Source organism: Staphylococcus sp. HMSC055C03 (assembly GCF_001809385.1).
In the GTDB taxonomy this organism is placed as follows: Bacteria; Bacillota; Bacilli; order Staphylococcales; family Staphylococcaceae; genus Staphylococcus; species Staphylococcus simulans.
Genome location: NZ_KV797491.1, coordinates 212655 through 237792, shown reverse-complemented (window position 1 = coordinate 237792; position 25138 = coordinate 212655). Strand labels below are relative to the sequence as shown.

22 protein-coding genes are annotated in these 25138 nt (G+C 37.3%); 12 read left to right on the top strand and 10 right to left on the bottom strand.

The window, feature by feature from the left end; translation table 11 throughout:
- Positions 1-13 precede the first annotated feature (13 nt).
- From mgtE to HMPREF2603_RS06515, 4 genes are all read left to right on the top strand, one after another.
- Positions 14-1396 (top strand): magnesium transporter, encoded by a 1383-nt coding sequence (gene mgtE / locus HMPREF2603_RS06530; protein ID WP_002480407.1) that lies wholly within the window; start codon positions 14-16, stop codon positions 1394-1396.
- A gap of 10 nt (positions 1397-1406) precedes the next feature.
- Positions 1407-3269: a monovalent cation:proton antiporter family protein gene (locus HMPREF2603_RS06525; RefSeq protein WP_070502002.1), complete on the top strand. Its 1863-nt coding sequence runs from the start codon at positions 1407-1409 to the stop codon at positions 3267-3269.
- Between the two features lie 156 nt (positions 3270-3425).
- Complete coding sequence (gene fabI / locus HMPREF2603_RS06520) at positions 3426-4196, top strand: enoyl-ACP reductase FabI (RefSeq protein WP_060803852.1); 771 nt, start codon at positions 3426-3428, stop codon at positions 4194-4196.
- Positions 4197-4327: 131 nt separating this feature from the next.
- Positions 4328-5572 carry an MFS transporter gene (locus tag HMPREF2603_RS06515; protein ID WP_060803853.1) on the top strand — a complete coding sequence of 415 codons (1245 nt, stop codon included), beginning with the start codon at positions 4328-4330 and terminating at the stop codon, positions 5570-5572.
- Between the two features lie 78 nt (positions 5573-5650).
- Here HMPREF2603_RS06515 and cozEa read toward each other — a convergent pair whose 3' ends face one another.
- Positions 5651-6736, bottom strand: coding sequence for a lipoteichoic acid biosynthesis protein CozEa (gene cozEa, locus HMPREF2603_RS06510; protein WP_002480411.1), 1086 nt, complete (start codon positions 6734-6736; stop codon positions 5651-5653).
- Positions 6737-6929: 193 nt separating this feature from the next.
- The gene (locus tag HMPREF2603_RS06505; protein WP_002480412.1) at positions 6930-8573 is read right to left on the bottom strand and encodes an alanine/glycine:cation symporter family protein; all 1644 of its coding nucleotides are present in this window, start codon (positions 8571-8573) and stop codon (positions 6930-6932) included.
- Positions 8574-8879: 306 nt separating this feature from the next.
- Between HMPREF2603_RS06505 and HMPREF2603_RS06500 the strand changes: the two genes are divergently transcribed.
- Both HMPREF2603_RS06500 and HMPREF2603_RS06495 read left to right on the top strand, forming a co-directional pair.
- Complete coding sequence (locus HMPREF2603_RS06500; protein WP_002480413.1) at positions 8880-9614, top strand: esterase family protein; 735 nt, start codon at positions 8880-8882, stop codon at positions 9612-9614.
- 97 nt (positions 9615-9711) lie between these two features.
- Complete coding sequence (locus HMPREF2603_RS06495) at positions 9712-10221, top strand: YjcG family protein (RefSeq protein ID WP_002480414.1); 510 nt, start codon at positions 9712-9714, stop codon at positions 10219-10221.
- A gap of 194 nt (positions 10222-10415) precedes the next feature.
- Here HMPREF2603_RS06495 and ltaA read toward each other — a convergent pair whose 3' ends face one another.
- Together ltaA and HMPREF2603_RS06485 are read right to left on the bottom strand one after the other, a co-directional pair.
- Positions 10416-11618, bottom strand: coding sequence for a lipoteichoic acid biosynthesis MFS flippase LtaA (gene ltaA, locus HMPREF2603_RS06490; RefSeq protein WP_002480415.1), 1203 nt, complete (start codon positions 11616-11618; stop codon positions 10416-10418).
- Positions 11596-12771 carry a diglucosyl diacylglycerol synthase gene (locus HMPREF2603_RS06485; protein ID WP_057510810.1) on the bottom strand — a complete coding sequence of 392 codons (1176 nt, stop codon included), beginning with the start codon at positions 12769-12771 and terminating at the stop codon, positions 11596-11598. The genes ltaA and HMPREF2603_RS06485 overlap by 23 nt, the downstream gene beginning before the upstream one ends.
- Before the next feature lie 385 nt (positions 12772-13156).
- Here HMPREF2603_RS06485 and HMPREF2603_RS06480 point away from each other — a divergent pair, with 385 nt between their 5' ends.
- From HMPREF2603_RS06480 to HMPREF2603_RS06455, 6 genes are all read left to right on the top strand, one after another.
- On the top strand, positions 13157-14641 hold the full coding sequence (locus HMPREF2603_RS06480; protein ID WP_057510811.1) for a UDP-N-acetylmuramoyl-L-alanyl-D-glutamate--L-lysine ligase: 1485 nt from the start codon (positions 13157-13159) through the stop codon (positions 14639-14641).
- Entirely contained in the window at positions 14622-14879 is a 258-nt protein-coding gene (locus HMPREF2603_RS06475) for a YueH family protein (protein ID WP_023015819.1), read from the top strand. Before HMPREF2603_RS06480 ends, HMPREF2603_RS06475 begins: the two co-directional genes overlap by 20 nt.
- The gene (locus tag HMPREF2603_RS06470) at positions 14876-16438 is read left to right on the top strand and encodes a peptide chain release factor 3 (RefSeq protein WP_057510812.1); all 1563 of its coding nucleotides are present in this window, start codon (positions 14876-14878) and stop codon (positions 16436-16438) included. The genes HMPREF2603_RS06475 and HMPREF2603_RS06470 overlap by 4 nt, the downstream gene beginning before the upstream one ends.
- Positions 16439-16704: 266 nt before the next feature.
- A complete protein-coding gene (locus HMPREF2603_RS06465; protein ID WP_002480420.1) occupies positions 16705-17520 on the top strand; it encodes a TerC family protein in 816 nt (271 codons plus the stop codon).
- Between the two features lie 185 nt (positions 17521-17705).
- Positions 17706-19397, top strand: coding sequence for a S1C family serine protease (locus HMPREF2603_RS06460; RefSeq protein WP_082709456.1), 1692 nt, complete (start codon positions 17706-17708; stop codon positions 19395-19397).
- Between the two features lie 17 nt (positions 19398-19414).
- Positions 19415-20773, top strand: a complete 1359-nt coding sequence (locus HMPREF2603_RS06455) for a TrkH family potassium uptake protein (protein WP_002480422.1) — start codon at positions 19415-19417, stop codon at positions 20771-20773.
- Positions 20774-20908: 135 nt separating this feature from the next.
- On the opposite strand, the gene hisIE is transcribed toward HMPREF2603_RS06455, so the two are convergent.
- From hisIE to HMPREF2603_RS06425, 6 genes are read right to left on the bottom strand one after another with little or no spacing between them, the layout of a single operon-like run.
- Positions 20909-21538 carry a bifunctional phosphoribosyl-AMP cyclohydrolase/phosphoribosyl-ATP diphosphatase HisIE gene (gene hisIE, locus HMPREF2603_RS06450; protein ID WP_023015823.1) on the bottom strand — a complete coding sequence of 210 codons (630 nt, stop codon included), beginning with the start codon at positions 21536-21538 and terminating at the stop codon, positions 20909-20911.
- Complete coding sequence (gene hisF / locus HMPREF2603_RS06445) at positions 21529-22293, bottom strand: imidazole glycerol phosphate synthase subunit HisF (RefSeq protein WP_060803857.1); 765 nt, start codon at positions 22291-22293, stop codon at positions 21529-21531. The genes hisIE and hisF overlap by 10 nt, the downstream gene beginning before the upstream one ends.
- On the bottom strand, positions 22290-22994 hold the full coding sequence (gene hisA / locus HMPREF2603_RS06440) for a 1-(5-phosphoribosyl)-5-((5-phosphoribosylamino)methylideneamino)imidazole-4-carboxamide isomerase (RefSeq protein WP_023015825.1): 705 nt from the start codon (positions 22992-22994) through the stop codon (positions 22290-22292). The genes hisF and hisA overlap by 4 nt, the downstream gene beginning before the upstream one ends.
- A complete protein-coding gene (gene hisH / locus HMPREF2603_RS06435) occupies positions 22987-23568 on the bottom strand; it encodes an imidazole glycerol phosphate synthase subunit HisH (protein ID WP_002480426.1) in 582 nt (193 codons plus the stop codon). Before hisH ends, hisA begins: the two co-directional genes overlap by 8 nt.
- Entirely contained in the window at positions 23565-24146 is a 582-nt protein-coding gene (gene hisB, locus HMPREF2603_RS06430) for an imidazoleglycerol-phosphate dehydratase HisB (protein ID WP_060803858.1), read from the bottom strand. The genes hisH and hisB overlap by 4 nt, the downstream gene beginning before the upstream one ends.
- Positions 24133-25128, bottom strand: coding sequence for a pyridoxal phosphate-dependent aminotransferase (locus HMPREF2603_RS06425; protein ID WP_060803859.1), 996 nt, complete (start codon positions 25126-25128; stop codon positions 24133-24135). The genes hisB and HMPREF2603_RS06425 overlap by 14 nt, the downstream gene beginning before the upstream one ends.
- Between the last annotated feature and the right edge of the window lie 10 nt (positions 25129-25138).

Sequence of the window (25138 nt, the reverse complement as noted above, 5' to 3'; positions counted from 1 at the left end):
GGAGGAGGCCAAATTGGCAAAAGAAGATGATAAATTTGTAGATGAGCCAGAAGTCTATAACAAAGATTTATTAGATCAGCTCTTAATAGATAATGATATTGATGCATTTAGAGAAGAATTCTTATCCATGCATACGTATGAACAAAGTGAGTTCTTCGAAGATAGTGATGATGAAATCAGACAGAAAATGTATCATCTCTTATCACCGAAAGAAGTCGCGAGTTTCTTCGACCAACTCGAGTTAGATGATGACGAGTACGATGAACTCTTTGAACAAATGAAAGCAAGTTATGCGGCACATATTTTAGAAGACATGTCTTATGACAACGCCGTAGATATTATGAGTCATTTGACTAAAAGTAAAGTCGCTACTTTATTAGCGTTAATGGATCAGCAAGATGCGAAAGAAATCAAAGCCTTGCTGCATTATGAAGAAGATACTGCCGGCGGTATCATGACGACGGAGTATATTTCTTTAAAGACAACTACACCTGTTAAAGAAGCATTGATGCTGGTTAAAGAACAAGCGCCTGATGCTGAGACGATTTACGTTATCTTTGCAGTAGATGATGATAAACATCTCGTAGGTGTCTTATCTCTGCGTGATTTGATTGTCGCAGAAAACGATGCTTATATTGAAGATATTATGAGTAATCGTGTGGTCAGTGTTAATGTGGCAGATGACCAAGAAGACGTTGCGCAAAGAATGCGTGACTATGACTTCATCGCCATGCCGGTTGTAGATTATCAAGACCATTTACTGGGTATAATCACAATCGATGATATCGTCGATGTTATCGATGAAGAGGCATTAGAAGACTACTCTGGTTTAGCCGGTGTCTCTGATATTGATTCAACAGACGATTCAATTTTTAAAACAGCTAAAAAACGTCTGCCTTGGTTGCTCATTTTGACGTTTTTAGGTATGATAACTGCAACTATATTAGGGTCATTCGAAGAAACATTAGAAAAAGTCGCATTACTTGCGGCCTTTATTCCCATTATCAGCGGGATGTCAGGTAACTCAGGGACACAGTCCCTAGCGGTGTCTGTACGTAATATCACGACTGGCGAGATTGAAAATCAAAGCAAGTTCAAAGTGACGCTTAAAGAAGCGGGTTCTGGCTTTGTCTCTGGTTTAGTCTGTGCAACCGTACTCTTTACCATTATTGTAATTTTATATGGTACACCGTTATTAGCACTGATTGTAGGTGGCAGTTTAACGATTGCGATGACAGTCGGTACAATGATGGGTTCAATCATTCCATTGATAATGACGAAACTGAAAATCGACCCTGCTGTAGCTAGTGGTCCATTTATCACAACAATCAACGATATTATCAGTATGTTAATTTACTTCGGATTAGCTACATCATTTATGTCATATCTCACATAAGGAGGGACACATGGAATTTGTATCACTCGTCATTGTTGTCATGGCTGCGTTTTTAACGCCGATTATTGTCAACAGACTTAATATCAATTTTCTACCTGTCGTTGTGGCGGAAATTTTAATGGGATTAATCATCGGACAATCCGGTTTCCATTTAGTCGAACGCGACAACATCTTGAATATTTTATCAACACTAGGTTTTATTTTCTTAATGTTTTTAAGCGGTTTGGAAATTGATTTCAATGCGTTCAAAAGCGATAAAAATGAGCCTGAAAAAGCTAAAAATAAAAACAAGAAGAAAGCACCGGGTCATTTACAATTATCATTATTTGTATTCTCGCTGATTATGATTGTTTCAATCATTTTAGCGTATGCATTTAAATGGTTTGGCTTGATTGATGATGTCTTATTAATGGTCATTATCATTTCTACAATTTCATTAGGTGTGGTAGTACCAACACTTAAAGAAATGAATATCATGCGCACAACCATCGGACAGTTTATCTTGTTAACGGCTGTATTAGCTGACTTAGTTACGATGATTTTATTAACTGTATATGGTGCAATTAACGCTAAAGGCGGCGGCACATTATGGTTGATTTCGATTTTAATTGTCTTTACTATTATTTTCTATTTCCTTGGCGGGATTTTCAAAAAAGCACAATTCCTTCAAAAATTGATGGATGGGACAACACAAATCGGTATTCGTGCAGTTTTTGCGTTGATCATCTTATTAGTGGCATTAGCAGAAGGTGTAGGTGCTGAGAATATCTTAGGTGCCTTCTTAGCAGGTGTAATTGTATCACTGCTTGGTCCTGACGAAGATATGGTAGAAAAACTGGACTCATTTGGTTATGGTTTCTTTATCCCGATCTTCTTCATTATGGTCGGTGTGGATTTAAATATCCCTTCACTGATTAAAGAACCATCAATTTTAATCATTATTCCAGTGCTGATCATCGCATTCTTAGTATCTAAGATTATTCCTGTATACGCGATAAGACCTTGGTTTGATCAAAAAACCACATTGTCTTCTGCCTTTTTACTGACATCTACGTTATCGTTAGTAATCGCAGCAGCTAAAATCGCTGAACAACTTCATACGATTACACCAGAAATCTCTGGGATCTTAATCCTGAGTGCTGTCATTACGTGTGTATTTATTCCGATTGTCTTTAAGAAGACATTCCCAATGCCGACAGAAGCGACACGTCGTATTAACGTCAGTCTGATTGGTAAGAACCAATTAACGATTCCGATAGCGCAGAACTTGATGTCTGATTTATACGCGATTACGTTATATTATCGTAAAGATTTAAGTGATAAGCGTAATTTATCAAATGATATTACTACTGTTGAAATTGCAGATTATGATGAAGCGATACTTGAAAAGCTTGGACTCTTTGATAGTGATATTATAGTGTGTTCAACCAACGAAGATGAATTAAACTATAAAGTCGCACAAATGGCTAAAGAACACGGAGTAAACCGTGTCATCTGCCGCTTTGAAGAGGGCGGAGAAACTGAAGCTGAATTACGTCAATCAGGTGTTGAAATCTTCAGTAGTTTCTTAAGTAATAAGATTTTGCTGACAGGTTTAATTGAAACACCGAACATGTTGAACTTATTAAGCAACGTTGAAACATCATTATATGAAATTAAAATGCTTAACTATAAATTCGACAACATTCAATTACGTAACTTCCCATTCGACGGCGATATTATCTTCGTACGTATTGTACGTGATAATGAATCGATTGTACCGCATGGTGATACGATGTTACGTTACGGTGACCGCTTGATTGTGACAGGTTCGAAAGAATATGTAGATGAATTGAAACGTGATTTAGAATATTATTCACTCGGTTCAATTTAAACTTAAAACGAAAGTCTAATGAGATGTTAGGCTTTCGTTTTTTATTTCTACGATGCATACCATAGATAATGGTTGAAACAAGTCTATTAGAACAAAAAATGTTATAATACTAATAATCAAAATTTGAATCATTAATTGAGTAAAAGGAGCGTTTTCATGTTTAGTTTAGAAGGAAAAACATACGTTATTATGGGAATTGCGAATAAACGCAGTATTGCTTTTGGGGTAGCCCAAGCTTTAGATGAATTAGGAGCAAAACTAGTCTTTACATACCGTAAAGAACGTAGTAAGAAAGAATTAGATAAACTTGTTGATCAATTAAATCAAAAAGAACATCTTACGTACCAAATTGATGTTCAAAGTGATGAAGAAGTAATCGATGGATTCAAAAAAATCGGTGAAGATGTAGGCCAAATTGATGGTGTCTTCCATTCTATCGCATTTGCGAATGTTGAAGACTTACGCGGTCGTTTCTCAGAAACTTCAAGAGAAGGTTTCTTACTTGCGCAAGACATCAGTTCTTATTCATTAACAATCGTTTCAAGAGAAGCGAAAAAATTAATGCCTGAAGGCGGCAGCATTGTTACTACAACTTACTTAGGCGGAGAATACGCAGTACCTAACTACAACGTAATGGGTGTTGCGAAAGCCAGCTTAGAAGCAAACGTGCGTTATTTAGCATTAGACTTAGGTCAAGACAATATCCGTGTTAATGCTGTTTCTGCAGGTCCAATTCGTACATTAAGTGCGAAAGGTGTTGGCGGTTTCAACACAATCTTAAAAGAAGTTGAAGAACGTGCACCATTAAAACGTAATGTTGATAAAGAAGAAGTCGGCAAAACAGCTGCTTTCTTATTAAGTGATTTATCAAGTGGTGTAACAGGAGAAAACATCCACGTTGACGCTGGTTTCCACGTAATTAAATAATCATACTCAGCATAGCCCACTATGATAGTCCAAGACTAAAATAGTGGGCTATTTTTTTAATTCGGCTATTCAATTCTTTAAATGAAGTGTATGATAGTTACGGGAATAAAATCAAAAGTGGGTGGACAAGGATGACAGAAAAGATTCATCAACAAGATAAGTCGTATTCAAATAAAATTCTAGCTTCTTCAATGCTTGGATTCGGGCTAGAGAATATGGACATTATGTTTTTAGCCTTTGCGCTATCAAGTATTATTAATGAGTTCCATATCAGTTCTGCAGAAGCCGGTTTAATTGCTTCGATTACGAACTTCGGTATGTTGTTCGGAGGTATTATTTTTGGCGTGCTTGCAGACAAGTATGGTCGTATTCGTATCTTTACATACACGATATTTATTTTTGCGATAGCAACCGCATTACTTTCAGTCTCTTCTAATATTTATATGGTCTATATTTTAAGATTCATTGCCGGTATGGGCGGCGGTGGAGAATTCGGTATCGGGATGGCGTTAGTGGCTGAAGTGTTTAAGAAACAACGTCTAGGCCGTGTTTCTTCAGTGGTCGCAATCGGAGGTCAAATCGGCGCATTGATTGCTGCGCTGTTAGCTGCCGCAATTTTACCGCATCTCGGTTGGCGCGCGCTCTTTTTAATCGGTGTGGTACCTGTGATTTTAGCATTCTACATTCGTCGTAATTTAGATGAAACAGAATCATGGAAACAAGCAAAAGCAAATCGTACGTTAGAAAAGAAAAATCAATCGCCAATCGGTTTATTATTTAACACGAAACATATGGCACATACGACAATCGCATTAACGATTATGTCGAGTGTACAAGTTGCTGGGTATTTTGGTCTAATGAACTGGTTACCGTCTATTCTTCAAAAACAACATGGCTTAAGTGTTTCTAACTCATCACTTTGGACCATCAGTACGATTGTCGGTATGAGTTTAGGTATGTTTGCGTTCGGACAAATATTAGATCGCTTCGGTGCCAAACTTTCTTATACGATTTTCCTTATCGCATCAGCTGCATCTGTCTTTATTTATGTCTTTGCGCAAAGTGCAGTCGCATTACTGATCGGTGGGGCCTTTGTCGGCTTCTTCGTTAACGGTATGTTCGCAGGCTATGGGGCAGTTATCAGTAGTTACTATCCAACACATATTCGTAGTACAGCGAATAATGTCGTCTTCAATATTGGACGTGCATTAGGTGGCTTATCACCGATTGCGATAGGGTATTTAATGGATCATTATGGCATGAGTACAACAATGATTTTCCTTGCCTGTCTTTATATGATTTCACTTGTGATGATGTTATCGCTTAGAAATATGCCGTTGAAAGGCAGAAAAGCGATGCGCGCGAATCAAGCATAATCTAAAAGTAAATAAGTCTTATCAATGTAAAAAGCGTTCAACTTCATTTTAGAGAGTTGAACGCTTTTATAATACTCGTTAATCTTTAACTTCACTTTGTGCTTTCCGCATAATATCTTGACGGTAAACAAAGATATTACGGACGACTGTTTTAATCACTGCGTATAATGGAACCGCAACTAAAATTAAAACAAATCCGCCTAGGTTACCAGCCGCTAAGATAACAATGATAATCGTAAGCGGGTGAATGTTAAGTGATTTACCCATAACATTCGGTGTAATGACATTACCTTCTAATTGTTGGGCAACGAGTGTTACCACACAGACCCAAATAAATGCTGTCGGACTTTGAATAATTCCGATGATTGCGGCAGGTAAGAAGGACATCCACGGTCCTAAGAATGGAATCATGTTTGCGACACCAGCGAATAACACAAGTAAAAGTGTATATTCTAAACCGATAATTGTATAACCAATGTAAAGAATAATTCCTAAAATCACACTCACTGTGACTTGGCCTTGAATGTATGATTGTAATGTATAGTTCACATCTTTTAATAAGTTAGTTACAAATACTTTGCGGTCACCATTGAATAATTTAGCCACTGAAGGAATGAACTTCTCGTGGTCTTTCAACATGTAAATTAAGAAGAATGGCACCATAATCAGTAAGAATAGTGTAGAGATAATTTGAGAGACAATCGCAATTGAATTAGATAGGATATTTGTCACATTATCTCCGAATGATTTTACAACTTTATTGATGCGATCTGTTACATCATTAGGAAGTTTATCCATTTGGTCTAGTGTATATTGTATGATTCCTTGAACTTCTTTTTGAAGTTGCGGTGCTTGTTTAATCAACCCGTTAATTTGGTTAGCGATGAGTGGTGCAACGACTGTAATTGCAGTTGCAGTTAAGCCGATTAAAATCACAAAGATAATCGAAATACTGCCCCAACGCGGAACTTTCCGTTTTTCTAAAAACTTTTGAAGCGGTAAAAAGACATAAAATAAAAAACCGCTTAAGATAAATGGTAAAATGACTGATTGAATAATGATAATCAGCGGTTTAAAGATAACATGTACTTCCATAATCAATCTGATTAATAGAAATAATATCAATAACATGATTCCCGTTCGGAACCACACCTTATTTAGCATTGATGATGTCCTCCTAAAGAAATAGACTTATAAACCATTATAGACTAAATTAAGTTATTGAAAAAGTCATATTCCTGTAGAAATGTAGATTATTTCCTGAGAAAATTTATGATTATTTCTATGAAATACAAAAGAGGAAACGTTATACGCTTCCTCTTTTTAATCTATTTCAATTGTTTATGTCTATCTCATTTTAAACTTCTTCCAAGTTATTTTGTGGTGGGAGCTTTTTATTTTTAGCACCTTTTTCTTTGGCAACTGCTTCATCTTCATTGAAATGTGCATCCTTTAAACGTTTCGGATAGTCTTCAAGCCAGAATGTCGCAGTTGGCAATTTGTTCGGATCTGGTTTGTAAATCGCGAAGTTACCAGAACCTTTTTGTTTCATTTGGAACTCGTAATCTTTTAAAGCGTCAACCGCAGGACGATGGAGTATCCAAATCGCAATAATATTAAGCCATGCCATCATACCTACACCTAAGTCACCCATACTCCAAGCAACATCAGCTGTTTTAATTGAACCATAGAAAGCTGCGAAAATTAACGCAAAACGTGCAACTGTGAACCAAATTTTTGTCGTAAAGACTGAACTGTTTCTTGTCATATACGCAATATTTGTCTCTGCGATGTAGTAATATGCGAGTATTGTTGTGAAAGCGAAGAAGAATAATGCAATCGCAATAAAGTATGAACCGATACCAGAGAAAGCAGGATCAAAGTGATAGCTGCCGCCTTGTAAGGCTTTATCGATACCTGCTTGTGCGTACATTGCTGTACCTGAGTAATCTTTCGTACCGTCAGCGTTTTGAACATAGATACCATTATCTTTGATTAATTCCGGAATACCACCTGGCTTTAAATCGCCGTTTGTTGTATTATATGTGCCTGAAATTAAGATGATTAATGCTGTTGCTGTACATACGAATAATGTATCGACATATACTGAGAATGATTGAACTAAACCTTGTTTGGCTGGGTGAGAGACTTCAGCTGCAGAAGCGGCGTGTGGTCCTGTCCCTTGTCCAGCTTCGTTTGAATACAAACCACGTTTTACACCGATTTCAATCATGGCACCGAAGATACCACCGAACGCTGCTTGCATACCGAATGCTGATTTAAAGATTAATCCAAATAAAGCAGGTACGGCTTGGATATTGATGATAATAATAAAGACTGCCATTAAAATATAAAGAATAGCCATGAATGGTACGACTGCTGTCGCAACATTAGCGATCCATTTAACACCGCCGAAAATAATCAGACCTAAAATGACCGCAATTGTAACTGCGACAATCCAGTTTGGAATTTGGAACGCGTTGTTCATTGAACTTGCGATTGCGTTAGATTGTACCCCTGGTAATAATAAGCCTACTGAGATAACCGTTACAATCGCAAAGACTAAACCGTAAATTTTACCTAGACGTCCTTTAATCCCATATTCAATGTAGTAGGCGGGACCGCCTCGATATTCACCTTTTTCTTCACGTTTGAAGATTTGACCTAATGTTGATTCGATAAATGCACTGCTGGCACCTAAAAATGCGGTTACCCACATCCAAAAGACTGCACCTGGACCCCCAATAAAGATAGCTGTAGAAACGCCGACGATATTCCCCGTACCGACACGTCCAGCTAAAGAGAGTGCAATCGCTTGGAAACTTGAGATTCCAGTCGGTGATTTTTCACCGTGGAACATTAAACGAATCATCTCTTTAAAATGCCTGACTTGAAAGAATTTCATCATCAAAGAAAATAAAATCCCCGTAATCAATAGACCATAAACAAGCGGTTTACTCCACACAATTTCATTAAACCAAGCTACAAAACTTTCTAGCATAATGATTTCCCCCTTAATAAAGCGAAAAAAGAAAACGCTTACATTTTACCCCTAAAAAATAAGCGCATTATGTTCCGCTACTGTATGTGTTTCGACATGCATCAGTGACATTGATTTTTTTCAATTATACTTTGAATAAAAGTTCCGTGCAACACTTTTAATGAAAATAAACATTAAACTTTACAAATAAATACTTATAGGATTAATCGGAATGGCACAATAAAGCTAGTTAATATCTAGCTTATTACCCAATGCGCATAAAAATTGTTAAACTAGAGTTAAATTTAACAATAAGGAGAGAGTATTGTGAGTGAACTAGAACCAGGTGTTGTGACTCAAACACAATTTCATAGTGACATTTTAGAACGTGATATTACGTTATCTATCTACTTACCTAAAAATTATTCACCATTATTTAAATATAAATTAGTGTTTTGTTTTGATGGTTTAGACTTCTTTCGTTTCGGACAAATTCATCGCGTCTATGAACGCTTAAGAGAAGATGAACAAGTAGAACGCGCCATTTTCATTGGTTTCCATTATGAAACCGTGGATAAGCGGAGAGAAGAATTTTCACCCAATGGCAGCCGTGCACCTTTAACTGTCAAAGCAATGGGACAAGAGTTGTTACCGTATATCGATAAAACATTTCCGACATTTAAAGTGGCGAATGGACGTGTGTTGTTAGGTGACAGTTTAGCAGGCTCAATCGCGTTAATGACGGCACTTTCGTATCCTCGTTTATTTAATCAAGTCGGTATGTTCAGTCCGATGTTTAATGAAGTCGTCGATTTACTCGCAAATCGTTGTCAGTTTATTGATCAGTTAGATATATGGCAAGCGGTTGGTAAAGAAGAAATTGACTTTGCGTTGCCGACTACAGGTGAACGTGCGGATTTCTTAACACCAAATCGTGAATTAAAAGACTTGTTAGAGAAGTTTAATGTTACACATTATTATGAAGAATTTGATGGGGGACATCGTTGGAAGTACTGGAGAAAGCTAATGGAACCCTTACTTTTATACTTTTTAGCGGAGTAAACCATTCAGTAAATTCTGTAAAGTCACAGTTTTTGGTAACGATTTCATAGAATGTTTGCTATAATGGCCATATAGTTCAATCTAAGGAGGAATTCAAATGATTTTAGGGTTAGCATTAATTCCATCAAAAACATTCCGTGAAAAAATTGATGCATATCGTAAACGTTATGATGAACGCTATGCGCAAATCCCACCTCATATTACAATCAAAGATTCATTTGAGGTTGAAGATAATGATTTTGACAGCGTGAAAGAAGATATTCAATCACGTATCGAAGGCATTGCGCCACTTCACATTCATGCAACGAAAGCATCAAATTTCGCACCTGTAAATAATGTGATTTATTTTAAAGTTGAAAAAACACCTGAATTAGAAGAATTAGATAATCGCTTCAATAATGGTGATTTTTACGGCCAACCAGAACATTCATTTGTTCCGCATTTTACAATTGCTCAAGGTTTAACAAGCCAAGAATTCGAAGATATCTTTGGACAAGTTAAACTGGCTGGTATTGATTACGAAGAAACAATTAGTGAGTTGACATTATTGAAATATAATAATGAAGCTGACAAATGGGAAACAATCGACACATTCAGTTTCAAATAAGCTATGAAGTGTATGAAAGATCTCACAGCATTTCAGTGATAAAAAGTACGAGGCTGAGACATTGTGATATTGAGGGCTCGATAGTGTAGATGTTACTATCTATTTTCAATGTCTTAACCTCTTACTTTTAAATACATATACAAAAGGCAGCCGATTCAGACATAGAATCGGCTGCCTTTTTATGACAACTTACATTATTTTGTTGGTTGTTGTTTTTGAATACGCAGGAAATAAATCCCATAGAAAATGGCTAAGAAGACGAAGACGCCTCCTGAGAAGTAGAACGTCATATTCAAGTTATTCGTAAATTGATAAAGCATTCCACCGATAAGTGGACCAATCATAGCACCGACGCCTTGGATGCTGTTAAAGACACCCCAAGTTTCTTCTTGTTCATCTTGCTTAATGAACTTAGCCATGAACGTATTCCAAGCTGGTAATAAAAAGCCATACATTAAACCAATAAACAGTGCGACACCCCACACAAGGTAGATCTGTGTAATGAGTGAAAGACTAAATATGGCAAGTGTATATAATACAAAGCCTGTAAAAATCGCACTGAACATAAATTTATTACCATGATGATCGATGATTTTTGATAAGAATAGCATGGATATAGCGCAACCGACACCACCAATAATCAAAGCTGCCGTATATTCAACCATACTAACTTTTACCACTTTTGTTGCGTAAGTCGGTAAAATCGGTACAAGTGCACTGATTGAAGCACCTTGTAAGATAATACCTGGAAATAGGACACCATTTGAATGTGCCACACGTTTAATTTGCGCAAGTTGTTCTTTTAAACGACGTGTTTTGTAGTTAGTGAGACGGATTTTAACAAAGTAATAAAGTATCCAAGCTACTAACACAACGAGTGCCATTAAGAACGTAAAGTGTGTTGGATGTACTTTAACAATTAGCAGCATGCCAATCATACCTGCTAATAAACCAAATAGCCATGCGAAATAAACATGGCCCATTTGTTTACCACGAGATTCATCACGTACACTAGATAGCATAATGACCCAAATTGGGCTTGAAGCGACACCTAGTAAGATGGAACTCATAATTAAAATAATGGCATTATAAGGGAACCAAATCACTAAAAACAAACTGCCGAAAGCCAGTAAAAAGCCGAGTGTCAATACTGGTTTCGCACCGAATCGTTTTAATAAGAAGCCGACAACAAAGTTTGTTGCGGCATCAGAAATATAATGAATGGAAACTGCAGCTGAGGTTACACCGACAGCTACTGAAGAAACAGTAGGTAAGAACGGAAGGTAACCTAAGACAAACATGCCTCGTGCGAATTCCATAAAGAACAATATAAACAACATAATTATGAAATTACGTTTATAGTTTGCGTTGTATTTACTTGAGGAAGAGCTTTGCATATAATGGTACCTTTCCATAAATTTCTTCTGTTTGTGAAGATTCATCTAAGAGATGAAGTAAGTCTCGGCATAATTTATAGGTAGGGTATTTGACTTTTAAGTCTTGCATACGAGCAACCATTGTATCTAGTTCTTTTTCATCTTGTGTTAAATCTGTAATTAAAGCAATTGCTTCTTCTGTTGTGTCTGCCACTTTACCCATGCCTTTAGACTCAAAGTAAAGTGCATTTTCTAACTCTTGACCTGGCGCTGGATCTAAGAAAATCATCGGCACTTTACGTGCAAGCGCTTCTGAAATCGTGATACCACCAGGCTTAGTAATCATAAGGTTAGAGGCTGCCATCCATTCGTTCATATGATGTGTATAACCTAAAATCAACACATTATGATTGCCTTTAAATTGATGCTTTAAATTACGTTTTAATTCTTTATTGCGTCCGCATACCATTACAACTTGTGTCTCTGGCGTACGTTCTAAAATATCTGCAATCATTGATTCAAAGCCTTTAGATACACCAAATGCACCTGCAGACATTAAAATAGTAGGACGGTTAGGATCTAAGCGATTTTGACGCATCCAAGCGTCTTTATCAATGTCTTCTTCAAATTGTGAAGAAATTGGAATACCTGTAACTTTTATAATATCTTGTGGTACGCCGATATCTTTAAATTCTTGTTTTAAGTCTTCTGTAGCGACATAGTAACGTGAAGAGTGGGGCGTTACCCAGTTTTTATGTAAGCGATAATCTGTCATTACCGTCGCAATCGGAATATTCATATTAAATTGTTCTGTTAAAACAGACATGACCGGCGTTGGGAATGTCAGTAAAATCAAATCAGGTTTTTCTTTAATCAACAAATTGATCAATTTGTTTAAACCGTAATATTTGTAAAAACATTTATCAATGTCTTTTGGGCGGCTATAGTAAAAGCGTTTGTATGAATTTCTGAAATATTTAAAACTATTGATATAATACTTTTTGCAAATGGATGTTAAGATGGGATGTGCTTCTAAAAATAAATCATGTTCAATCACAGATAAGTGTTTAAGATTCATTTCATTTAATTGATTCACAACGCTGTTCGTCACTTGCAAATGGCCGTTCCCGAAAGAACCTGTAATTATCAATATCTTCTTATTTTGAGTAACCATGAAACCAGCCACCCTCCAGTTAGTAGATTTAATGTTGTCTATGTGAAGCTAATATATAGAATATATTGCTTTGTCTACAGTGTAACGTATGTTGCAGCCAGATTAAATAATATTGACGCTAACATCACTGAATTATAACACTTATTCACAGAGTATAAAAATATTTTCATACTTTCTTAACATTTGGTTCAATGAAAAAGAGATTCGTGATTTGTAAATTGTGCTTCTCTTATATAGGAAGTATTTGAATTTAATATGTAATTGACAGCGTAATCGATATATTAATAACGTAGAAAAATGTACAATAGAAAATGAACTCACGCATCTAGATTTCTAAAGAAAAAATGTATAATATAGTAGTATTGGAAAAGAAGGGGCGATCGATGTGAAAGCGAACGAATTGTTCGAAAAGATAAAATCGAAACAAGTACTTGGCAGTTTAGATAGAGAAGTAGATGATGTAACAACAGATTCTCGTACTGCAAAAGCAGGCAGTATCTTTGTAGCTTCAAAAGGCTATACAGTAGACAGCCATAAATTTTGCCAAAATGTAGTTGAACAAGGCTGCAAAGTGATTGTAGTAGAACGTGAACAACAATTAACAGGCGATGTGACACAAGTGATTGTGCCGAATACAAGACGTGTCGCAAGTTTGATTGTACATAAATTATATCAATATCCGAGCGAAAAATTGGTAACGTATGGTGTGACTGGTACGAATGGTAAAACATCTATAGCAACGATGATTCATCTAATTCATCGTAAATTAGGAAAAGGCAGTGCTTACTTAGGCACAAATGGATTCCAAATCAATGAAACAGTCACAAAAGGTGAAAATACAACACCAGAAACTGTGACATTGACGAAGAAAGTACATGAAGCAGTAGATGCGGGTGCTGAAGCCATGACATTAGAAGTATCAAGTCATGGTTTAGCTTTAGGTCGTTTAAGCGGTGTTGAATTTGATGTTGCTGTTTTTTCAAACTTAACACAAGACCATTTAGACTTTCATGGCACTATGGAAGCATATGGTCACGCGAAGTCACTCTTATTCAGCCAATTAGGTGAGGATTTAAGTAAAGAAAAATATGCAATCGTCAACCAAGATGATGCATTCTCTGAATACTTGAAAACCGTAACACCATACGAGGTATTTACGTATGGTATTCATAATAAAGCACAATTCCAAGCTGAAAATATCAAAGAATCATTAACAGGTGCTTCATTTGATTTTGTGACACCAGACGGTACATTCCACGTGGATTCACCTTATGTCGGTCAATTCAACATTTCAAATATTATGGCAGCGATGACGGCAGTTTGGAGTAAAGGTACACCTATGCAAGACATCGTGGACGTAGTCAGCCAATTAGAACCAGTTGAAGGCCGTTTAGAAGTGTTAGATCGTTCATTACCAATTGATTTAATCATTGATTATGCCCATACGACAGATGGTATTGAAAAGCTGATTGATGCGGTTAAACCATTTGTGAAACAAAAATTCATTTTACTTGTCGGTATGGCAGGAGAACGCGATTTAACGAAAACACCAGAAATGGGCAGACAAGCAAGTCGTGCAGATTATGTTATCTTTACGCCGGATAATCCAGCGAATGATGATCCGAAAATGTTAACACATGAATTAGCTAAAGGTGCGACACATGACAATTATGTAGAGTTTACGGATCGTGCTGAAGGAATTCGTCATGCGATTGAAGTTGCAGAACCAGGCGATACTGTTGTATTAGCTTCAAAAGGACGTGAGCCTTATCAAATTATGCCAGGTCATGTTAAAGTACCACATCGTGATGATTTGATTGGTTTAGAAGCGGCTTACAAGAAATTTGGAGGTGGCCCTTCTGAAGATTAGGACACTTCAAACGATAGAAGGTGCAATCGTCTATAGTTATACAGATGAAACAATGCAGAACCAGCTCATTGCGGTTCCTGATATGAGTTGGTCTGCGTTGATAGATAAAAAGGAGTCAGCAGAAGATGTAGAAGAAGACTTAGTAATGGAACTATTTAACTTAATGGATGAAGCTGAAGCGGAAAGCTTAGCGCACGAACTGACTTTAATTCTATTTGATAAAGGAGACGAAAGATGAGTATAAAGGATGAAATTGAATCCAGAAAAACCTTTGCGATTATTTCTCACCCGGATGCCGGGAAAACCACTTTAACTGAAAAACTACTGTTATTTGGCGGTGCCATTCGTGAAGCAGGGACGGTTAAAGGGAAGAAATCTGGGAAATTCGCAACAAGTGACTGGATGAAAGTGGAACAAGAACGTGGTATCTCAGTAACAAGTTCTGTGATGCAGTTCAACTATGATGATTTTAATATTAATATTTTAGATACACCGGGGCATGAAGACTTCTCGGAAGATACGTATCGTACGTTAATGGCAGTCGATAGTGCTGTGATGGTAATTGACTGTGCCAAAGGGATTGAGCCTCAAACATTAAAACTCTTCAAAGTATGTAAAATGCGTGGTATTCCTATCTTCACTTTCATCAACAAACTGGATCGTGTTGGTAAAGAACCTTTCGAGTTGTTAGATGAAATTGAAGAAACTTTGAATATTAAAACGTATCCGATGAACTGGCCTGTAGGTATGGGTCAAAACTTCTTCGGTATTATCGATCGTGAAGATCGTACGATTGAACCATTCAGAGATGAAGAACACTTATTGCATATCAATGAAGACTATGAAATTGAAGAAGAACATCCAATTACAAACGATAGTACCTTCGCACAAGCAATTGAAGAGTTTATGTTGGTGGAAGAAGCGGGCGAAGAATTCGATAACGAAATGATGTTAGCAGGTGAATTAACACCTGTATTCTTCGGTTCAGCATTAGCAAACTTCGGTGTACAAAGCTTCTTAAATGCTTATGTAGACCATGCCCCGATGCCTAATGGCCGTTTAACAAAAGACGAAGAAGAAGTGAGTCCATTTGCGCCTGACTTCTCAGGATTTATCTTTAAAATCCAAGCTAACATGGATCCTAAACACCGTGACAGAATCGCATTTATGCGTATTGTCAGCGGCGCATTTGAGCGTGGTATGGACGTGAAACTACAACGTACAAATAAAAAACAAAAAGTAACACGTTCAACATCATTTATGGCGGATGATAAAGAAACAATCAACCATGCAGTTGCAGGAGATATTATCGGTTTATATGATACAGGTAATTACCAAATCGGCGATACATTAGTCGGTGGCAACCAAAAATTCAGTTTTGAAGATCTGCCACAATTCACACCTGAACTCTTTATGAAAGTATCACCGAAAAACGTAATGAAGCAAAAACACTTCCATAAAGGTATTGAACAATTGGTACAAGAAGGTGCCATCCAATATTACAAAACATTGCATACCAACCAAATTATTTTAGGTGCTGTAGGGCAACTGCAATTCGAAGTTTTCGAACACCGTATGAATAATGAATATAATGTCGATGTGATTATGGAACCCGTTGGCCGCAAGATTGCACGTTGGGTTGAAAATGAAGAAGATATCCAAGATAAGATGAGTACAGCGCGTTCTATCTTAGTACAAGACCGCTATGAACAAAAAGTATTCTTGTTTGAAAATGAATTTGCGACGCGTTGGTTTGAAGAAAAATTCCCTGAAATTAAACTTTATAGTTTATTATAGGTATCCAATGGGGTATAATTATTTTAAATAAATGAATACCTATGACAGTCATGTCAGAGGGGAGTAACTTACGAAGTTGGATTCAATTCCGCTTCAACATTCTTATCGTCATTACGAAATGCATAGACATTTCCGGTAAAATGGAGTCCGTACAAACAGCTATGGATTCAAGTGAGACCTTTGCTATTTATTTAGCATAGGTCTCTTTTATTTTGTCCACGTTTTTTAGCCAGACGATTGAATTATTTTGAAGGAGTGGTCATTGAATGGATCCGAGTTTAATTTTATCCTATGGATGGGTATTGCTCGTACTCGTATTTTTAGAAGGATTACTTGCTGCGGATAACGCAGTGGTTATGGCAGTAATGGTAAGACATTTACCGCCTGAGCAAAGAAAGAAAGCATTATTTTACGGTTTATTAGGAGCCTTTATCTTTAGATTCTTATCATTATTCCTAATCAGTTACTTAGTAAATTTCTGGTTTATCCAAGCAGCTGGTGCCGTTTATTTACTATATATGTCAGGACGGAATTTATATCAATTCTACAAATCCAAAGGTCATGGACCTGAACAACCAGAAGGTGATGATCATCACTATGATGAGCACGGAACTGAAAAGAAAGTCAGCCCGAAAGCCTTTTGGAGTACTGTTGCGAAAGTCGAATTTGCGGATATTGCCTTTGCGATTGACTCAATGCTTGCAGCAATGGCTATTGCCTTCACGTTGAAACCAGTTGGTATTCATTTCGGCGGTATGGACTTAGGTCAATTTGCAGTAATGTTCATGGGTGGTATGATCGGTGTTATCTTAATGCGTTTTGCGGCAACTTGGTTCGTAGAACTATTAAATAAATATCCTGGTCTTGAAGGTGCAGCCTTTGCGATTGTCGGATGGGTTGGTATCAAATTAGTGGTACTTGTTCTTGCACATCCACAAGTTCATTTAATTCCAGAACATTTCCCACATTCAACATTATGGCAAATCATTTTCTGGGGTGTCATGATTGGACTTGTTATCTTTGGTTGGTTATCATCTTTACGCCACAACAAAAAGAAAGCAAAAGAACAATCAAATTCATAATACAATATGCAATGACAAACCGTTTATCTTTATTGATTCAAAAGATAGACGGTTTTCGTTTTATCTTCAGATTGAAGTAGAAGAAAAAATCCTCTAAAATTTTTAGTGAAAGCACTAAGTTTACAAGAAATTTACAATAGATTGTGTCATAATAGATAAGAAAGATTGTAGTAGAGGAGGGCGTTATGATGGCAGAAGATAATGGAAAGCGTCAACCAGATGAAAAACAAGTTATACCGAAAAGTCATTATAAACGAAAACGTCGAGAGTTTTTCCATAATGAAGAACGAGAACAACGTGTTGAACAAGAAAAAGAGCAACAAGCACAAGAAAAAGAAAAAGCAGCAATGCAAGCTAAAAACAATGAAGAACGTGTGAAAGACAACTTAAGAAAAGCACGTATTGAAAAATTGACACAAGAAGAAATTCAACATCAACAAGAAATTGCGCAAGGTAAACGTGAGCCTGAAGTAGAAAATGAACAAACAGAGACACCGAAGGCAGAAACATCATCAAAAGATGAATCCTTACATAAAGAACAGCCATCAACATCCACTGCAGGTGCGAAAAAAGAAACAGTGAAGAATGAAAAAACTGTTTCAAATGTTTCATCAGTCACAGTAGACGATGACACAAAAATTCATGAGCACGCAACATCAGAAGAACCAACAGAGACAGAATCAGAAACAAAACCGCCTCATAAAGATGGCGAACCTGCAAAACGCAGTACACAAAGCAATCAGGCCAAAGCATTCTTTGAAAAACATTGGGCTAAAATCGCAATTGCGGTCGGCGTAATTATTTTATTGCTATTACTCTTTGCGATATTCCATAATCTAAGAAGTGATAATGGAAGTGCCGGTGATGTCGCAACGTTTGATGGCAGTGGCGATAAACAAGAGACAGCTATGATGAAAGCAGCAAAAAGTTCGATTCATTCAGTCGTAACAGTTGAGAACAAAACAAAAAATAAAAGCTCAATTGATAAAGAAACCGCAAATTCTGATAATGAAATTGGTTCAGGTGTCGTCTACAAAAAAGTAGACGACTCCATTTTTATATTGACGAATAGTCATGTAGTCGGCGATAAAAAAACTCAACGTATTTTATACGATGACAACAAAGAAACAACAGGGAAAGTCATCGGTAAAGATAAATATTCAGATGTAGCAGTTGTGAAAGCAAACGTTGAAAAAGATAGTGATGTCAAAGCTATACGTATTGGCGATTCTAAACAGCTTCAATTAGCAGAACCTGTTATTACAGTAGGAAATCCGTTAGGAGCTGACTTTAAAGGCAGTATTTCAAATGGTGTCGTTTCAGGTTTAAATCGTAATGTACCTGTAGATATCGATAAAGACAACCACTATGATGTACTGACAAAAGCCTTTCAAATTGATGCACCTGTCAACCCTGGTAACTCAGGCGGTGCAGTAGTTGATCAAAACGGTAAATTAGTCGGTATCGTCTCTTTAAAAATTGATATGCCGGCAGTAGAAGGCATGGCCTTTGCGATTCCAGTCAATAAAGCTGTGACACTCGCAAAACAATTAGAAGATAAAGGTAAAATTGATTATCCGAATACAGGTGTTGCTTTATCGAATGTCGCTGATTTATCAGATCAAGAACGTGATCAATTCAAAGTTCCTAAAGATTTACAACAGGGTACTGTAGTCAGAGAAGTAAATCATAACTCACCAGGTGAAAAAGCAGGTTTAAAAACAGGGGATATTATTGTAGAATTAGATGGTAAAAAAATTGAAGATAATTTAAGATATAGACAGATTGTCTTTGAACACCAAGCAGATTTGAAACCATTATCTGCAAAAATATATCGAAATGGTAAACTAAAAAGTATAACGATTAAATTGAAGTAGTGTTGAGGTGAAAACAGTTGTCCATTTTTAACCAGTTATTTAAAAGATCCAGTCCTCAACAAGGTATTGTCTTATTCTATTTGATTGCGATTATCGCAGCATTTTTGATGTTAAATTTACCTGGCGTGCATAAGCCTGGTGTGCACGTGGATCCCATTGATACATTATTTGTGGCTGTATCAGGGATCAGTGTGACTGGATTGACACCTGTGACGATTGCCGATACATATTCGACTTTCGGACAAATTGTCATTATGATTATTTTAAATATCGGCGGTGTCGGCGTCATGGCATTAGGTACGGTGTTATGGCTCATTTTAGGTAAACATATCGGCTTACGTGAACGTCAGATGATTATGTTGGATAATAACCGCCATACGATGAGCGGTGCGGTTCAATTGATTATTGAAATTGTCAGAGCTGTCTTATTAATTGAACTTGTCGGTGCGCTATTACTAGCCTTTTATTTCTATAGAGATACCGCAGATATCCAATATGCGTTAATGCAGGGCTTCTTCGTTTCAGTGGCCTCTACAACTAACGCAGGACTCGATATTACAGGGAATTCATTGATTCCTTATGCGAATGATTATTTCGTACAAGCGATTGTGATGTTCTTGATTACACTGGGTTCTATCGGGTTCCCGGTACTATTAGAAATTAAAGCGTATATCAGTAATAGAAATCCGAACTTCCGCTTCTCATTATTCGCGAAAATCACAACGATTACGTATTTCGCATTATTCTTATTCGGAACAGTGATGATTTTAATCTTAGAGATGGGCAACACGTTGAAAGACGTCAGTTGGCATAAAGCACTCTTTTATGCCATGTTCCAATCGACTACAACCAGAAGTGCCGGATTACAGACAGTAGACATCTCACAATTTACAGATGCGACCAACTCATTGATGGGGACATTGATGTTTATCGGATCTTCACCAAGTTCAGTAGGTGGGGGCATTCGAACAACGACATTTGCGATTCTGATTCTCTTTATTTTAAATTTCCGTACGGATTCAGAACGTATTACCATCAAAGTCTTTAATAGAGAAATCTTGCCGTCAGATATCCAAAAGACCTTTATGGTGTTTAGTGTTGCAACAATCTTATCACTAACATCAATTGTGATTATTCAAGCAGTAGAAGGCAGTAAAATGTCTATTCTACAAGTCTTCTTTGAAGTCATGTCTGCATTCGGAACCTGTGGGTTATCGCTAGGTCTCTCGAGTGATGGTACAGATATCACCAAAGTGGTCTTGATGGTCTTGATGTTTATCGGGCGGGTTGGATTAATCTCCTTCATCTTAATGATTGGCGGCAGAAAAGAGCCTGTCTTGTATCACTATCCAAAAGAAAAAGTACAAATTGGTTAAAAAGTAACCTAGTAGAAATTTAAATCACTTTCAACATCATTAAACATAGAAATAACTACAATAAATAAAGCATGCGTTTGAAGCTCTGGATTGAGCTCAAACGCATGCTTTTTATATGCTTATTTAAAACAATTTTTACCAGTCTTGAACAGATTTACGTTCACCTTTGAAATTACCGCTTTTTTGATGTCTGCTTTGTAGAACTTGTTTCACATCATCTACAGTTACACCACAAGCGTGGAGTAACACAAAGAGGTGATATAAGACGTCAGCTGTCTCATTAGCTAATTCTTCTTGATCGTTCTTCATAGCAGCAATCACAACTTCAAATGCTTCTTCACCGAATTTCTTCGTGATTTTCTCAATACCTTCATTCAATAAGTAATGAGTATATGATTTGTCATCATCGCTGTTTGCGCGTGATTGCACAATGTCTTCTAAACTATCGATAAAGAAAGGTGTTTCTGTATTGAAACAACTCGTTGAACCTGTATGACAAGTTGGACCATCTGGATTGACGAAGACTAATATTGTATCTTGATCACAATCTAATTTAATATCAACGACATGTTGGTAGTTGTGAGAAGACTCGCCTTTTTTCCATAGGCGTTCTTTGCTTCGAGAATAAAACCAACACACTTTATCTTCTAAAGTCTTTTGATAGGCTTCTTCATTCATATATCCCAGCATTAACACTTGTTTAGTTTGATAGTGTTGTAAGATTGCGGGTACTAATCCTTTTGAAAAGTCTGGTGTTATTGCCATCTGACTTCAACTCCTTCTTCTTTTAGAAATGCTTTCACAGCGCCGACGGTTGTTTCTTTATCATGGAAAATGCTGGCAGCGAGGCCGGCTGAGACATCAGTTTCCTTAAATAAATCCGCAAAGTGTTGCGCATTGCCGCCACCGCCTGAAGCGATAATTGGAATAGATACACGGTCATTGATTAATGATAATAAGCGGTGATCAAAACCTTGTTTGACACCATCGTAATCCATACTAGTCACAAGCAATTCACCAGCACCAAATGCTTCGACTTCTTGAACCCAGTCTAAAGTGCGTTTATCTGTGCGTTGCTTACCGCCATGTGTATAACAGAACCAATCTTGTTTATCTTCTTCCCATTTCGCATCAATTGCGACGCAAATGCATTGGGTACCGAATTTCTGACATGCCTCCGCAATTAATTCTGGATTTCTTAATGCGCTAGAGTTTAATGAAACTTTATCTGCACCATGTTTTAACAAGATAGAGATATCTTCAACAGAATTGATACCGCCGCCGATGGTTAATGGGATAAACAGTTTAGAAGCAGTCTCTTCGATAATATCTAACATCATTTGATGACCACTTTCAGTACGTGAAATATCTAAGAAAACAAGTTCGTCTGCTAGTTCTTGGTTATAGTACGCTGCCATTTCCACAGGGTCGCCGATATCACGCAATCCTTTAAACTTCACACCTTTGACGACACGACCGTCTTTGACATCAAGACAAGGGATGATACGCTTTTTTATCATTCTAATCCCTCCCAAAAGGCTTCAGTATTCGCAGCTTTGCCGACGATGGCCGCATGTACACCATCCGCTTCTAAACGCTTCAAATCATCAGAACTGCGGATTCCGCCAGATGCGACGACGGGTAGGGCAGTCGCTTGCGCAAGTTGTTTCGTTAATTCGAAGTTCGGTCCTTCTAATTTACCGTCTTTCGAAATATCTGTATAAATCAAGCCACCAAGCGGTAAGTGTTCAATGGTCTTAACGAATTCAAATAAGTTCAATCCTGTTTCTTCTAACCATCCGTTAACTTTGATTTCGTCAACATAAGCGTCTACAGATAGGTAAATACGATTTGGAAACTGTTCAGCAGCTGTTTTAAGCCATGCGGTATCTTGAATACCTTTCGTTCCGACAATCACATAAGCGACACCTTTATTGAAATAATCTTCAACCGTTTCAGTAGAACGGATACCGCCGCCAACTTCAATCGGTAAATCTGTTAAACCAACAAGTTGTTCAATATAATCCGCTTCAACAGGTTGTTTGGTTTTCGCAGCGATTAAATCGATAACATGGATACGTTTCACACATTTATAACGACTATAGAATTGAACGGCTTCTTCTGCAGTTCTCGCCATCGCTTCTTTCGTTTCATAGTCACCTTCAGTTAAACGCACACTTTGTGAATCGATTAAATCAATTGCTGGCCATACTTCAATCATGAATAAAACCGCCTTTCAATGCTTGGTCTAAAATAGCTAATCCGAAATCACCGCTTTTTTCTGGATGAAATTGGATACCGATTTTATTATCTTTTTGGACAATGGCGGTAATCGGCAGACCATATTCCGCTGTCGCAATAATCGGTGCAGGTGTTTGAACGTAATAAGAGTGAATAAAGTAAACGTCTTTATCTAAAAGAGGGTGTTTACTTTCTAAATTATTCCAACCTAAGTGCGGTACAGGGTATGGTGTATCAATCGGCACGACACGACCAGGAATCATACCTAAACCCTCTACATCGCCTTCATCACTGTGTTCAAACATCAGCTGCATACCTAAACAAATACCGATCATCGGTTTCTTGTCTTGAAGTTCAATCAGTAACTTATCTAGGCCAGAAGCTTTGAGTGCTGTCATCGCATCTTTAAAATGACCGACACCTGGTAAGATAATATGCGAGCTTTCTTTAATTGTGTCAAAATCGCTTGTCAGTTGTGCATCGTAGCCTAAGTGATTGACCGCGCGTTCAACATTTTTGATATTTCCGACACCATAGTCTACAATCGCGATCATTCAATCACTCCTTTAGAGGAAGGCACACCTTGTGTATCGCTTTCTGAAAGTGCGATTTTTAAACTGCGCGCAAAGGCTTTAAAAACCGCTTCAATTTCATGATGCGTATTACCGCCGCGGATTAAATCAATGTGTGTTGTCAAACGGGCATTAATCACAAGTGCTCTAAAGAATTCTTCGACAAGTTCTGTATCGAACGTACCGACTTTCTCTTTAGAGAATTCGGCATTAAATGATAAGAAAGGACGTCCACTGATATCTGTAACGACACGTGCTAACGTTTCATCCATTGGAATATAGAAAGTACCGTATCGTGTGAAAGATGTTTTATCACGAACAGCTTCTAATAATAATTGACCTAACACAATTCCGATATCTTCTGTTGTGTGATGATCATCAACATAGGTATCACCCTCAACTTTTAACTGAAGGGCAATACCGCTATGGAAGCTGAACAAAGTCAACATATGGTCTAAGAAGCCAACCCCTGTTGAAATCGATGTTTCTGATTGATTGGTAAAATCTAGCGTTGCTTCTATAGAGGTCTCTTTAGTTGCGCGTGTTTTATGATAAGTCATTTTGTTCACTCCATTCCTTGATGATTTGTGAGAGTTGATCGAGTTCTTGATCTGTCGCAATAGAATAACGGACAGCTTCATTTAATTCAGGTTCATCATAAATACGTGGTTTAAAACCATGTTCCATCACGTATTCACCTAAACTGCGTGCTTTTGGTCCATATGTGAAGACAAAGTTTGCTTTAGATGGAATCACTTTTAAATCATTGCTGTGGTAAGGTTTGAAAATATCATTAAGTTTACGACATAAGTAACGTTGTTCTGCGATCAGATTCATAACGCGTTTAGTATCTTTAAATAATGTTTCCGCTAGTGTTAAAGATAAAGTGCTCATCGGATACGGGTGTGCGAAACGATTTAATAATTGAATCGTTTTTGGTGTTGAAATCACGACACCGATACGTAAGCCAGCTAACGCGAAGACTTTACTTAATGTTTTCATGACGATGATATGATCTTCTAACGCTACTTCAATCGGTTCGCCAAATTCAATATAAGCTTCATCAATGACAAAGTAACCGCCAAGTGCTTTCATTTTGTCGCTGATAGCTTTCAAGAAATTGAAAGGATATTGTTCGCCTGTTGGGTTATGTGGCACGCTCATGATAAAGAAAGCAGGTTGAACGTCATCAATACGGTTTAAAATCGTTTCGAGTGAGAAGCGGAAATCTTGGTCGCATGAGACATATTCAATGTCACGCTCAGTTTGGCGCGCAAATTCGGTATACATAACAAAATCTGGGCTTAACGTAAGTACTGGGCCTTCTGGCAGAGCTAACATACATTTTTGAATCCATTCATCAGATCCGTTCGCAGCTAAAACTTGATTGGTATTTAAATTATAAAAATCCGCGTATGCTTTAAGAAAATCATTATATTGTGTTTCTGGGTAGACGCGAAAATCTGTATGATTAATGACTTCTGCAATTTCTGATTTAGAAAGTGCAGGAATCGGGCTTTCGTTTTTATCAATATAAATCAATTATGATTCC